The sequence below is a fragment of the Euzebya pacifica genome, assembly GCF_003344865.1.
GTDB classification, from domain to species: Bacteria; Actinomycetota; Nitriliruptoria; order Euzebyales; family Euzebyaceae; genus Euzebya; species Euzebya pacifica.
Genome location: NZ_CP031165.1, coordinates 3,655,025 through 3,667,489 on the forward strand (window position 1 = coordinate 3,655,025; position 12,465 = coordinate 3,667,489).

The window sequence follows — 12,465 nt, forward strand, 5'->3', positions numbered from 1 at the left end:
TCAGCTGATGAAGTCGACGGCGGCGGAACGGGTCACGACGGCGCGGATGAACTCCAGCACGGCCACGTGCTCGGGGTGGGTGGCGTAGGTGTCGAGGGCGTCGCGGTCGGCAAGCTTGACGATCAGGCCGATCTGCCACGACCGGTCCGACCCGATGACGTCGCGCCCCACCTCCAACGACTCGACGACGTCGATCTTCGGGGCCATCTCGGTGAGGCGCCGGACGACCTCCTCGGCGTTGTCGGGGGTGTCGACGTCGAACAGGACGATGTGGGTCAGCATGCGCCGAGTCTCTCGTGCCCCCACGCCTGTCGGCCAACCACGACCCACGCGTGTCGGCCAACCACGACCCACGCGTGTCGGGCAATGACGCCATGTGGCCGTTTCGACGACACGCGTCCGGGGAGGGCCGCCCCCGACGACCCACGCGTGTCGGCCAACCACGACATGTGGCCGCTTCGACGACACACCTGAGGGGTAGGGTGCCGCCCGCCATGGCCTCCCCGACCGACGCGTCCGACCAGTCCGACCGGCTGCGTGCCGTCCTCGACGCCGAGATCGCGGCGGCGCTGGACGACCTGCCCCCCGCGCTGGATGCTCGGCGAGGGGTCGAGGCGTTCGTGCCCGAGGAGCGGCCGCTGCCTCCGGCTGACGACGACACCCTCGACATCGTCGACCGGCACCTGCCCGGGCTGGACGCCAACCCGCCCGTGCCGGCTCGCACCTACCGTCTCCGCGGCCGCACCGATCAGGCGGGGCGAGGGGTGCTCGTGCTGCACGGCGGGGGGTTCGTCTCCGGCGGGGTCGGCCTGGCGGACCCCACCCTCAGGGACCTGGCCACGGAGCTCGACGCGGTCGTGGTCGCCCCGACCTATCGCCTCGCCCCCGCCCACCCGTTCCCGGCCGCGTTCGACGACTGCCGGGCGGCGCTCGGCTGGCTGGCCGACCAACCCGACGTCGACCGCGTGGTCGTGTTCGGCGTGTCCTCCGGCGGCGCGCTTGCCGCCGGCCTTGCCCTCCACGCCCGCGACCACGGCGGACCGGACATCGACGCCGTCGTCATGGGCTTCCCCGTCACCGACGACCGGCTGGTCACCCCGTCCAGCCACGAGGTGACCGACCGCCGCATCTGGAACCGCGGCATGGCCGAGCTGTCGTGGCAGGCCTACCTCGGCGACGCCCACGGCACCGACGACGTCTCGCCCTACGCCGCCCCCATGCGGGCCGTCGACCCGGCGGGCCTGCCGCCGACCACGATCACCGTCGACCAGCACGACCCGCTGCGGGACGAGGGGATCGCCTGGGCGCAGCGGCTGATGCACGCCGGGGTGCCCACCGAGCTGCATGCCTTCCCGGGCACCTTCCACGGCTCGATGGGCTTCGCACCCGACGCGGCGGTCAGCCGCCGCGAGCTGCGGGCCCTCGTCGACGCGATCGCGAGGGCCTGACCTGCCGCGCGCCTACTCCCCGGAATAGGGCGGCTTGGTCGCGTCGAACTCGGTGAACTGGCGCAGCGCCGCAGTGCCGGGCTCGATGTTGACGTCCATCCGGGACGGGGCGTCCGCCGACCCGTAGGTCCAGATCGCCTCCTGGCAGAGGGGGTACTGCTCGGCCACGATCTCCACGGTGTGCTCGGTGTCGGCCGCGCCGAAGATGCCCATGTCCTCCATCTGGTCGGCCAGGTTGGTGATGGCGACCTGCGCGACCCAGTAGTCGTCGGAGGCCGGGTAGGTGACGACGTCCTCGGTGTTGCCGATCCCGGCCATGTCCATGACCCGCTTGCCGTCGATGATCACGTCGATGGACAGCCCCATGCCGCACAGGTTCTGCACGGGGCTGGCGTAGTACAGGCTGAGGGCGATGTTCTCGATGTAGCCGGTGATGGTGCCCTCGGCGGTGAAGGACTGCGACTCGTAGTAGTCCTCGGCGAGGATGCTCAGCAGGCCGGCGTGGGCGGTGGCCACGGTGCGACCGGTCGGGCCGGCCGGGGCGTCGGCGCGCCAGCCGATCCGCTCGCCGAGCACCTCGGTGTCGACGTTGCTGACCCCGGTCGTGGTGGAGGTGAAGTACGCGGTCGACTCGACGAACTCCAGCTCGCGTTCGGTGTCGTAGTAGGCGCTGGCCGGACCGGCGAGCACGGACAGCGCCAGGACGGCGGCCAGCAGGATGCGAATGGGACGATGCACGTCGGGTTCCTCGGGGTGCGACAACGGTCGGTCGGGCGGAGGGTTCGACACCGCCCCGTCGCACTCCTGCCCCGCCCGTGGTTACGCTTCCGCGCGTGCATCGCCACCTTGCCTTCCTCCGTGCCATCAACGTGGCCGGCCGGCGCGTCACCAACGCCGACCTGTGCGCGGCGCTCGAGGGCGCCGGATTTGCCGCCGTGACCGCCTACCAGGCGGCCGGCAACCTCGTCGTCGACGCCGACACCGAGGACCCGACGGTGGTCGCGGGACGCGTCGAGCAGGCGCTGCGCGACACGTTCGGCTGGGACGTCCCCACGTTCGTCCGCAGCCGGGAGGAGACCCACGCCATCGCCGCCGCCACGCCGTTCGAGGACGACGCCATCGCGTCGGCGACCAGCAAACCGCAGGTGATCCTCCTCCTCGACGCGCTGGACGAGGCGGCCAACTCGGCCGTCGCGAGCCTGTCGACCGAGGTCGACCAGCTGGTCGTTGATGGTCGGGAGGTGCACTGGCTGCCCGTCGACGGGGTGGGCCGGGCTGCCCTGGACCTGGACGGGCTGGCCCGCATCACCGGACCGACCACGGTCCGGACCGCGGGGACGATCCAGCGGATGGCCGCGAAGTTCCTGGCGGCCTGAGCCGCACCCAGGCCCCATACCTGGAAACGAACCGGACCTACAGCCCGAGGTCCTTGGCGATGATCGTCTTCTGGATCTCCGTCGTGCCGCCGTAGATCGTGGTGATCCGGGCGTCGGCGTAGGCCCGGGCGATGGGGTACTCGCGCATGTAGCCGTAGCCGCCGAACAGCTGCAGGCAGCGGTCCAGCACCCGCTTCTGCAGCTCGGTGCACCACCACTTGGCCCGGCTGGCATCGGCCGGCGTCAACGTGCCCTCGTTGAGGGCCAGCACGCACTGGTCGGTGAACGACTCCGCCAGGGCCACCTCGGTGTCGCACTCGGCAAGGACGAACTTGGTGTTCTGGAAGTCGGCGATGCGCTTGCCGAACGCGCCGCGCTCCTTGACGTAGTCCACCGTCCAGCCGATCGCCGCGCGTGCGGCGGCGACACCGGAGATGGCGATCGACAGCCGCTCCTGCGCCAGGTTGTGGGTCAGGACGGCGAATCCCTGCCCCTCCTCCCCCAGCAGGTTGGCGACCGGCACCCGCACGTCGTCGAAGGACAGCTCGGCGGTGTCCTGGGCATGCAGGCCGATCTTGTCGAGGTTCCGACCGCGTTCGAACCCGTCCATACCCCGCTCGATGACCAGCAGGGAGACGCCGGCGTGGCGGGCGGACGGGTCGGTCTTGACGGCGGTCACGACCAGGTCGGCGTTGATGCCGTTGGAGATGAACGTCTTGGCCCCGTTGACGACGTAGTGGTCGCCGTCGCGGATGGCGGTGGTCGTCATGCCGGCCAGGTCCGAGCCGATCCCCGGTTCGGTCATGGCGACCGCGGTGATCGTCTCGCCGGTGCAGATGCCGGGCAGCCACCGGGCCCGCTGCTCGTCGTTGGTCTGCTCGGCGAAGTACGGGAGGATGATGTCGTTGTGGAGGGTCAGGGCAAGGCCCGCCGAGGCGACACCGGCGTAGTAGAACTCCTCGTTGAGCACCTGGTTGAACCGGAAGTCGGCCATGCCGGCACCCCCGAACTCCTCGGGCGCGCTGAAGGCGAGCATGCCGAGCTCACCCGCTTCGGTGAACAACGACCGCGGCACGATGCCGTCGTCGTCCCAGGCGTCGTGGAAGGGCACGACGCGGTCGGCCACGAAGCCACGGACGCTGTCCCGGAACAGCTCGTGGTCGTCGGTGAAGAGTGTGCGCTGCATGCGTGCAACGATACGGCCATGACCCACGTAGCGATCATCGGCGCCGGCATCATCGGCGCCTCCTGCGCCTACCACCTGGCCTCCCGCGGAGCCGAGGTCACCGTCATCGAACGGGAGGAGGGCGTGGCGATGGGCTCCACCGGCCGCAGCGCCGCAGGGTTCCGCGTGCAGTTCTCCACCCCACCCAACGTGCAGCTCTCGCTGAAGTCGCTGGAGTGGTATCGATCCCACGACTCGGGCTACCAGCCGCAGGGGTACCTGTTCCTCGTCCCGGAGGAACGGTGGGCGGACCGACTCGAGCAGGTGGAGATGCAGCGAGCCGAAGGCGCCCGTGTCGACATCCTGACCGTCGAGCAGGCGCGGGAGATCGTCGACTTCGTCCCCGACGGCATCCACGGCGCCACCTTCGGGCCCGACGACGGCTTCGTCGACCCCGACCGGTCCGCCCAGCTGCTGATGTCCCAGGCACGCGAGCAGGGCACGGTCTTCCATCGCCTCGAGACCGTCACCGACATCGCGGTCGACGGCGACGGTTGGCAGCTGACCACCAACAAGGGCGAGCTGCACGCCGACGTGGTCGTCAACGCCGCCGGGGCATGGGGCGGCGAGGTCGCGGCGATGGCCGGGCTGACGGTGCCCGTCGAACCCTTCCGCAACGACGTCTTCGTCACCGCGCCCCGCGAACGCGACCGTGTGCTGCCGCTGACCATCGACCTGCCGTCGGGCGTGTACTTCCGCTCCGAGGGCAACCGGCTGCTGATCGGCCACCACGACCACCACGGGCCGAAGGGATTCCTGACCGGGGTCGACTGGGACCACCTGGACCAGATCATGGAGGCGGCGTTCGAGCGCTACCCCTGGTTCGAGTCCGAGGAGCTGGACCAGAAGGCCTCGTGGTGGGGCTACTACGAGGTGACGCCCGACTACTCCCCCGTCCTCGGCCGCGACCCCGCCGCCACCGGCTGGGTCAACGCCTGCGGGTTCTCCGGCCACGGGGTCATGCACGCACCGGCAGCCGGGTTGGTCATCGCCGAGGAGGTGCTGGACGGCGAGGCACACTCCGTCGACCTGTCCCCCTTCCGCCTCGAGCGGTTCGACGGCCAGGACCTGACGATCGAGACCGCCGTCATCTGAGGGGCCGGCCACCTGACGGGCCGGGCATCCGACGGGCAGGGCATCAGACGGGCAGGGACTCGCAGTGGCATGCGGAAAGGTCCGGTCCGGTTGGGCAGACTCCGGCACCGTGTCACGCCAAGGGTCGAGCGCCTTCACCACCCGCGACGCGCTGCTGCTGTTGCTGCTGGCGCTGTTCTGGGGCAACTCCTTCCTGTTCGTGAAGCTTGCCGTCGACGTCATCCCCCCGACGTGGATCGTCGCGGGCCGGCTGACGATCGGCGGCATCCTCGTGTCGCTGATCGTCGTCGCGAGGGCACGCCTGCGCGGCGACAACGACCTCCGGCTGCCCAGGGGTTGGCGGGCGCTCGGCGCGCTCCTGCTGATCGGCAGCTTCGGCTCCGGGTTGCCGTGGGCCCTGCAGGCCTGGGGCCAGCAGTACCTGGACTCCGGCCTGATGGCCGTCCTCAACTCCACCACCCCGGCGGCAACCCTTGCGCTGGCCGTCGCGGCCGGGCAGGAGCGGCTGTACCGCAGCCGCGTGCTGGGCCTGCTGATCGCCATCCTCGGCAGCGTGATCATCGTCGGTGGTGAGGTGCAGGCCGGTGGTCCGATCCTGGCGCTGCTCGCCGCCGTGGGGTCCACCGTCGGTTACGGGTTCGGCACGGTGATGACCCGGGCGGCCGTGTCGGGCAGGTTCCGCCCGCTGCCGGCCACCGCCGTGCAGCTGGTGCTGGGCGCGGGCGTCCTCACCATGCTGGCGCTCGGCACCTCCGGGCCGCCGCCGCCCGCCTGGGACCTGCCGCTGGTGCCCGTGCTGGCCCTGTCCGCCCTCGGGCTGCTCGGCACCGGGCTTGCGTTCCTCATCTACTTCACCCTCATCGAGCGGGTCGGCGCCACCAACGCCTCGATGGTCACCTACATCGTCCCGGTCGTCGGGTTGATCTCCGGCGCGCTGGTCCGCGGTGAGCGGTTCGGCGCGAACGTCCTCATCGGCGCGGTCGTGCTGATCGGTGGGGTGTGGCTGGCCCAGCGGACCGATCCGATGCTCGTCCCCGAGCAGGGCGCCGGAGCTGTCCCAGAAGCGTCACTCTCGGGCCAACGCTGATCCGTTAGCGTGAGGCCCATGTGGGACCTCTTGGGACACGCCGCGATCGTCATCGCCCAGGCCGGCGGTGGCGGCAACTTCGGCGGCGGCAGCAGCGGCGGTGGCTTCAGCGGCGGAGGGGGGTCCAGCTTCGGGGGCGGCTCCAGCTTCGGCGGTGGGAGCGGCGGCGGGGGCGACCTGTCCCCGACGACCATCATCGTCTTCCTCGTGATCTGGGGAATCTTCGCCCTCGTCGGCAACGCGACGAAGAAGCAGCAGTCCCGGAAGGTGACGCGCACGATCCGGCAGGGCCGCAAGGTGCAGGAACAGATGCTGCGACAGCAGGCGCTGGCCGCCATCGTCCAGCGTGACCCCGGATTCGACGAGCACCGATTCCTCAACGACGTGGCGCGGGGCTTCATCACCACCCAGTACGCCTGGTCCGAGCAGGACCTGACCCCAAGCCGACCGTTCGTCTCCGACGGGGTCCACGAGCGGTTCGGGCTGTACATCGACATGCAGAAGGTCGAGGGCATCCGCAACCGGATGAAGGACGTGACCGTCACCAACGCCGAGACGGTGGCGATCACCTCCGACACCCACTACGACACCATCCACGTGCGGTTCACCGCCCGGGCCATCAGCTACAACGAGAGCCTGACCACGGGCCGGCGCGTGTCGGGCAACTCCGACTCGGCACCAATCACGTTCACCGAGATCTGGTCGTTCTCCCGCCGTCCCGGGGTCCTCACCCGTCAGGGCGCCGGGCTCCTGCAGGGGTCGTGCCCCAACTGCGGCGAGATCCTGCACATCGCCGACCGTGCGCAGTGCACGGCCTGCCAGGCCATCGTCAACTCCGGTGAGTACGACTGGGTGCTGTCGGAGATCACCCAGGACGAGGAGTGGATCGTCCCGCCCGCCCGTCACGACGTGCCCGGTTGGGCCGAGCTCGCCAGCCGCGACCCCGGCCTGAACGTGCAGCACCTGGAGGACCGGGCGTCGGTCATCTACTGGCGGTCGATGATGGCGATCTACCACGACGACCTCGACCTGGCGCGACCGATCCTGCAGCCCGATGCCAGCGACGTGCCGCAGCTGTGGCGCGCGTCCACCGGCTCGTTCTGGTCCAACCCGGCGGTGGGATCGGTGGAGGTCAAGGGCGCGCTGCCCGCCGGGGACGGCGAGCCGTTCGACCGGATCCAGGTCCAGGTCCGCTGGTCGGGCGTCCAGGCCACCGGCGACCGGGCCAAGCCGCGGGAGCTGACGCCGCAGCGCATCTACAGCCACGTGCTGGTGCTCAAGCGCAAGGTCGGGGTGACCAGCAACCTCGCCCACACCTTCACGTCCTTCTCGTGCACCAACTGCGCCGGCCCGCTCGACGTCGGCAAGGCCAGCGAATGCCGGTTCTGCGGCACGCCGATCAACGACGGCTCCACCGACTGGGTGCTGGAGGACGTCCAGCCCTTCTCCGCGATGCGGGCCTACCTGCAGGAGCAGGCGCAGGACCAACGGATCGTCGCGGCCGGCGGCCACGAGCGCATGGAGACCGACCGGTTCCTCAACGAACCCGACCTGCTCGTCGCCGTGGCACGGATGGCGATGTCCGACGGCGTCCTGCACGACCGCGAACGACAGATGTTGATCCACCTCGCCCAGAGCCGTGGGGTCGGACCGAACCGGCTCGAGCAGATCGTCAACACCTCGATGGACCCCTCCCAGCCCGTCAACCTGCCCCGGGGCGAGGAGCAGGCACAGGCGTTCATGGTCCAGCTGATCCGCGCCGCCCTCATCGACGGGATGATCAGCCGGGAGGAACGAAAGCTCCTCGTCGGTGTCGGGTCACAGGTGGGCTGGACGGCACGGGAGATCAGCCGGTCGATCAAGGCGACCCGCAAGGACCTCTACGGCGAGGCCAAGGACGTCCTCGACCGCGCCGAGCACATGCCACCGCCGCCGTCGCCCGGCCAGCGCCCCTCGGGCCCCGGTCAGCCCCCGCCACCGCCCGCCTGAGCACTGGCCTGGGCAACCGTGGGCTGTGCCCGGGAGTCGACCCAACGGTCCACCATCGGCTGGAGGGCTGCAAGCGGGACCGCGCCCTCCCCAAGGATCGTGTCGTGGAAGCCGGACAGGTCGAAGCGCCCGCCGAGCTGCCTGGTGGCCTCGGCCCGCAACCGCTGGATCTCCAGTCGCCCCAGCATGTAGCTGCACGCCTGGCCGGGGTACACGATGTAGCGGTCGACCTCGCTGACGATCAGCTCCGCGGACAGCGGTGCGTGGGCGGTGAACCATTCGATCGCCTGCTGGCGTGACCACCCGTGGTGGTGCAGGCCCGTGTCCAGCACCAGCCGGCAGGCCCGCATCATGTCCGTGGCCAGCATGCCCAGCCGGTCAAGGTCGCCGGAGTACCAGCCCAGCTCGTCGGCCAGGCGTTCGGTGTAGAGGCCCCAGCCCTCGCCGTAGCCCGACAGGAACGTGCCGATGCGTCGGAACGCGGGCAGGTCGAGCTCGGCCTGCAGCCCGAGCTGGGTGTGGTGGCCCGGCGCGGCCTCGTGGAAGGCGGTCGCCTCGGCTTCGTAGCGGTGCAGTCGCGGATCGACGATGTTGACCCAGTAGATGCCGTGCGGCCGGGCGGGGGTCGGCGGGTCGTAGAAGGCCGCTCCTGCCCCCGTCTCGTCCTCGGGCACCGGCTTGACGATGCAGGGTGTGGTGGGCAGCCGACCGATGACGGCCCCGGCCGCCTCGGCCGCCCGGTCACAGATGGCCTGCGCGTGCGGCACGATCTCGGAGGGGTCGGCGTAGTCCAGCGACGGATCGTTGAGCAGCCGTTCGGTGATGGCGGCCGGGTCCGACAGGCCCAGGAGCCGTTGCCCGGCCTCGGCGATCTCCTCCTGCAGCGCAGCCACGATGGCCAGGCCCTGCTGGTGGATGCCGGCAGGATCCGGCCGATCGAGGGTGGTGAAGTGCGACAGCATCGCGCCGTACACCTCCGCGCCGTCGTCGGTCCAGCACAGGCCTGCCCGGTCGTCGGGCCGTGCGGACGGGGCGACGTCGCGCTGCAGGCCATCCGCGTAGCGGTGCAGGGCCGGGACCACGACCTCTCGGTAGGCGTTGGCGGCCTGCTCCCTGACCAGCGGACCACGGTCCGACAGCGGCGCGAGGAGCGGGCTGGTCCCGGCGGGCGTGACTGCCACCCGGCGAACGCGCTCGACCGCCTCGGCAACACCCCGTGCGGTCGGGGTCATACGATCGGCAACGGCCCGGCGGTGTTCCTCCAGCGCGCCGTCGAGGAAGGCGCCGACCGCGGCCAGCCGGCGGACGTGCGCGTGGCCGTGCCCGTCGTCGAGCACCTGGGTGCGCCCGAGGTGGTACAGCAGCTCCGCGGACGGCGCGAAGGCGAAGTCGTCGACCGACCGGGCCGACCAGCGGCCGTCGAGGGCGGCCAGGTCGTCGCCCATCAGCCGCAGCAGCATCACCCGAGAGGTCTCCTCCGTCGGTGACAGGCCGGAGGGGTCGATCCTGCCGACCCGGTGGCGCAGGGCGGCGGTGTCGTCGCGGACCCGGCCGCGGCCGGCTTCGGTCAGGTCCGGCAACCGGTCGCGGTGGACGTCGAGCCCGTAGTAGGTGGCCAGCAGCGGGTCGGCCGACATCTGCAGCCGGTGGTAGTCCTCGGCCAGCTCGGCGAGGGCGGTCGCGTTGTCCCTGACCCGATCATGTGGACCGGACGGTGGCGGAGGCGGCGGGACGGCAGACGGCGGCATGACCTCGGAGTCTGCCACCACACCTCGTTCCCACCGTTCCCACTCCCCCGCCGGCGCGTTGCCACCGTTCCCACGGGCGACCGGCCCGGCGGGCAGCACTAGGCTCCGCGCCGTTGCCGGACGGGCCCGCTGCCCGCTCCGGGCCCGCCGACCATCCAGACCGAAGGACCCGCCATGCCAACCAATCCGGACGCGCTCGTCACCACCGACTGGGTGGCCGACCATTCCGACGACACCAGCGTCGTCGTCATCGACGTCGACGAGGACATCGAGGCGTACAGCCGCAGCCACATCCCCGGCTCGATCGGCTTCGACTGGAAGGACGACTTCCAGGACCCCGTGCGCCGGACGTTCCTCGGTCCCGAGGGCTTCGCCGCCCTCATGGACGCCAACGGCATCACCAACGACACCCACGTCGTGGTGTACGGCGGCAACAACAACTGGTTCGCCGCCTACGCCTACTGGTACTTCAAGATCTACGGCCACGAGAAGGTGGCGCTGATGGACGGTGGCCGCAAGAAGTGGGAGCTCGAGGGTCGCAAGCTGACCGACGAGACCACCACGGTCACCCCGACATCGGGCTACGTCACGCAGGAACCCGACGCCGACATCCGTGCACGGCGCGAGCAGGTCCTGGCCGAGTACGTCGGCGCCCCCGACGGCGTCGCCCTGGTCGACGTCCGGTCGCCAGCGGAGTTCTCCGGCGAGACGACCGCCCCGCCGCACCTGCCCCTGGAGGCGGCGATGGTCCCCGGTCACATCCCCGGTGCCACCAACGTCCCGTGGGCGACGGCCGTCAACCCCGACACCGGCGAGTTCAAGTCCATCGAGCAGCTGAAGGAGGTCTACGAGGGCAAGGGCCTGGACGGCAACGACGAGATCGTCGCCTACTGCCGCATCGGCGAGCGTTCGGCACACTCCTGGTTCGTGCTCCACGAGCTGCTCGGCTACGACCGGGTGCGCAACTACGACGGTTCATGGACCGAGTACGGCTCCCTGGTGGACGTACCGGTGGAGAAGGGCTGACACTACGCCCCCATGACGCCCGAGGAGTTCGCCAAGTTCGCCCTCGACCGACGGCGGCTGGCAGTCCTCGGGCTGCTGGCCGTCGAGCCGGTGGACACCGACGGCCTGGTCGCCGCCACCGGGCAGGACCGGCGGGAGGTGCTGGAGGCCCTCGGGGTCCTGGCGGTGGAGGGGCTGGTCATCAAGGGCGACGCCGAGGCCTGGGTCCTGCAGGAGTCCGGCCTGCTGGCCGTGGCCGACCTGCTGCCGAAGGCTCCTCCACCCGCACCACGCGTGTTCTTCGGCATGACCGCCGACGAGGGCGAGGTCCTGGCCCGCTACACGAGCGGCAACCGGCTGACGGAGATCCCGTCGAAGCGATCGCACCGGCTGGTCGTCCTCGAACGGCTCGCCCTCGAGTTCGATCCGGGCACCCGCTACGAGGAACGACAGGTCAACGGAATCCTGTCGTTGTGGCATCCCGACTACGCCGCGCTCCGTCGAGCGTTGGTCGACGAGGGGTTCATGGACCGTGGTGGCGGCGAGTACTGGCGTGCAGGTGGACGGGTGACCGAGCTCGGCTGACGCGTCTGGCCGGCCGCGGTCCTACGATCGCGGCATGGACCACTCGACCGGCAGCTTCATCGCCCGCGGCGGCGTCACCGTCTTCACCCAGACCTGGCGACCCGAGACCCCACCCAAGGCGCAGGTGGTCCTGGTGCACGGGTTCGGCGAGCACTCCGGCCGCTACACCCACGTGGCCCAGGCGCTGACCGACGCCGGCCACGTCGTGGCCACCTACGACCAGCGCGGCCACGGCCGCTCGGGCGGACCACGCGGCCTCGTCCGTGACATGCCCTCCCTGGCCCACGACCTGGCGCTGTTCCGCGAGGAGCTCGCCGACATCGCCGACGGGGCCCTCCCCCAGGTGCTGCTCGGCCACTCGATGGGCGGCGCGGTGGTCCTGGAGCACCTGTCGGGCGACCACGCGCCCGTCGACGCGGTCGTGCTGAGCGCGCCGTACGTCCGCAACGCCGCGGAGGTGCCCGGCCTGCTGCGCACGTTGGCCCCCGTCCTCGGCCGGTTCCTGCCGACGGCACCGACGCAGGGACTGCCCGCCGAGGCGGTCAGCCGCGACCCCGACGTGGTCCGCGCCTACGAGGACGACCCGTTGGTGTTCCACGGCAAGATCCCCGCGGCCACCGGCGCGACCCTCCTGCAGTTCGAGGACCGGATCATGCCGAAGGTGGGCTCGATCACCGAGCCCACGCTCGTCGTGCACGGCACTGCGGATCAGCTGGCCGACCCGGCCGGCTCGAAGCGGCTGGCCGACGACCTCGGCGGCCAGGTCGAGCTGAAGCTGTACGAGGGCCTGTACCACGAGGTCTTCAACGAGCCCGAGCAGGCGCGTGTGCTGGCCGACGTGACCGGCTACCTGCTGGCGCGCCTGACCTGACGCCGGACCGCGCAGCCATCGCCGAACGGCACCCGG

At 70.9% G+C, this 12,465-nt stretch carries 12 protein-coding genes; 8 read left to right on the forward strand and 4 right to left on the reverse strand.

What is annotated here, in order from left to right; all coding sequences use genetic code 11:
* On the reverse strand, window positions 1-282 hold the full coding sequence (locus DVS28_RS15655) for a Dabb family protein (RefSeq protein ID WP_114592290.1): 282 nt from the start codon (window positions 280-282) through the stop codon (window positions 1-3).
* 212 nt (window positions 283-494) lie between these two features.
* Between DVS28_RS15655 and DVS28_RS15660 the strand changes: the two genes are divergently transcribed.
* Entirely contained in the window at window positions 495-1,448 is a 954-nt protein-coding gene (locus DVS28_RS15660) for an alpha/beta hydrolase (RefSeq protein ID WP_114592291.1), read from the forward strand.
* A 12-nt stretch (window positions 1,449-1,460) separates the two neighbouring features.
* Here the strand turns inward: DVS28_RS15660 and DVS28_RS15665 are convergent, their stop codons facing one another.
* Window positions 1,461-2,186 carry a hypothetical protein gene (locus DVS28_RS15665; RefSeq protein ID WP_164710606.1) on the reverse strand — a complete coding sequence of 242 codons (726 nt, stop codon included), beginning with the start codon at window positions 2,184-2,186 and terminating at the stop codon, window positions 1,461-1,463.
* Between the two features lie 95 nt (window positions 2,187-2,281).
* Between DVS28_RS15665 and DVS28_RS15670 the strand changes: the two genes are divergently transcribed.
* Window positions 2,282-2,824, forward strand: coding sequence for a DUF1697 domain-containing protein (locus DVS28_RS15670; protein ID WP_164710607.1), 543 nt, complete (start codon window positions 2,282-2,284; stop codon window positions 2,822-2,824).
* A gap of 37 nt (window positions 2,825-2,861) precedes the next feature.
* Here the strand turns inward: DVS28_RS15670 and DVS28_RS15675 are convergent, their stop codons facing one another.
* The gene (locus tag DVS28_RS15675; RefSeq protein ID WP_114592294.1) at window positions 2,862-4,010 is read right to left on the reverse strand and encodes an acyl-CoA dehydrogenase family protein; all 1,149 of its coding nucleotides are present in this window, start codon (window positions 4,008-4,010) and stop codon (window positions 2,862-2,864) included.
* Between the two features lie 18 nt (window positions 4,011-4,028).
* Here DVS28_RS15675 and DVS28_RS15680 point away from each other — a divergent pair, with 18 nt between their 5' ends.
* The 3 genes from DVS28_RS15680 (at window position 4,029) to DVS28_RS15690 (ending at window position 8,220) form a co-directional block, all read left to right on the forward strand.
* Window positions 4,029-5,144, forward strand: coding sequence for an NAD(P)/FAD-dependent oxidoreductase (locus DVS28_RS15680; protein ID WP_114592295.1), 1,116 nt, complete (start codon window positions 4,029-4,031; stop codon window positions 5,142-5,144).
* A gap of 109 nt (window positions 5,145-5,253) precedes the next feature.
* Window positions 5,254-6,231 (forward strand): DMT family transporter, encoded by a 978-nt coding sequence (locus DVS28_RS15685; protein WP_164710608.1) that lies wholly within the window; start codon window positions 5,254-5,256, stop codon window positions 6,229-6,231.
* Between the two features lie 18 nt (window positions 6,232-6,249).
* On the forward strand, window positions 6,250-8,220 hold the full coding sequence (locus DVS28_RS15690) for a TIM44-like domain-containing protein (RefSeq protein WP_164710609.1): 1,971 nt from the start codon (window positions 6,250-6,252) through the stop codon (window positions 8,218-8,220).
* Here the strand turns inward: DVS28_RS15690 and DVS28_RS15695 are convergent.
* The gene (locus DVS28_RS15695) at window positions 8,196-9,986 is read right to left on the reverse strand and encodes a DUF885 domain-containing protein (RefSeq protein ID WP_164710610.1); all 1,791 of its coding nucleotides are present in this window, start codon (window positions 9,984-9,986) and stop codon (window positions 8,196-8,198) included. The two genes, DVS28_RS15690 and DVS28_RS15695, sit on opposite strands and share 25 nt — an antisense overlap.
* Before the next feature lie 156 nt (window positions 9,987-10,142).
* Here DVS28_RS15695 and DVS28_RS15700 point away from each other — a divergent pair, with 156 nt between their 5' ends.
* The 3 genes from DVS28_RS15700 to DVS28_RS15710 are packed head-to-tail and all read left to right on the forward strand — an operon-like array spanning window position 10,143 to window position 12,429.
* On the forward strand, window positions 10,143-10,994 hold the full coding sequence (locus DVS28_RS15700; RefSeq protein WP_114594209.1) for a sulfurtransferase: 852 nt from the start codon (window positions 10,143-10,145) through the stop codon (window positions 10,992-10,994).
* 12 nt (window positions 10,995-11,006) lie between these two features.
* The gene (locus tag DVS28_RS29240) at window positions 11,007-11,558 is read left to right on the forward strand and encodes a DUF2087 domain-containing protein (RefSeq protein WP_216826073.1); all 552 of its coding nucleotides are present in this window, start codon (window positions 11,007-11,009) and stop codon (window positions 11,556-11,558) included.
* Window positions 11,559-11,592: 34 nt separating this feature from the next.
* Window positions 11,593-12,429, forward strand: coding sequence for an alpha/beta hydrolase (locus tag DVS28_RS15710; RefSeq protein ID WP_114592299.1), 837 nt, complete (start codon window positions 11,593-11,595; stop codon window positions 12,427-12,429).
* The last annotated feature ends 36 nt before the right edge of the window (window positions 12,430-12,465 follow it).

Coding starts and splice junctions, on each gene's coding strand:
- DVS28_RS15660 (WP_114592291.1), top strand. CDS start 495: ATGGCCTCCCCGACCGACGCGTCCGACCAGTCCGACCGGCTGCGTGCC.
- DVS28_RS15710 (WP_114592299.1), top strand. CDS start 11,593: ATGGACCACTCGACCGGCAGCTTCATCGCCCGCGGCGGCGTCACCGTC.
- DVS28_RS15655 (WP_114592290.1), bottom strand. CDS start 282: ATGCTGACCCACATCGTCCTGTTCGACGTCGACACCCCCGACAACGCC.
- DVS28_RS15700 (WP_114594209.1), top strand. CDS start 10,143: ATGCCAACCAATCCGGACGCGCTCGTCACCACCGACTGGGTGGCCGAC.
- DVS28_RS15680 (WP_114592295.1), top strand. CDS start 4,029: ATGACCCACGTAGCGATCATCGGCGCCGGCATCATCGGCGCCTCCTGC.
- DVS28_RS15690 (WP_164710609.1), top strand. CDS start 6,250: ATGTGGGACCTCTTGGGACACGCCGCGATCGTCATCGCCCAGGCCGGC.
- DVS28_RS29240 (WP_216826073.1), top strand. CDS start 11,007: ATGACGCCCGAGGAGTTCGCCAAGTTCGCCCTCGACCGACGGCGGCTG.
- DVS28_RS15675 (WP_114592294.1), bottom strand. CDS start 4,010: ATGCAGCGCACACTCTTCACCGACGACCACGAGCTGTTCCGGGACAGC.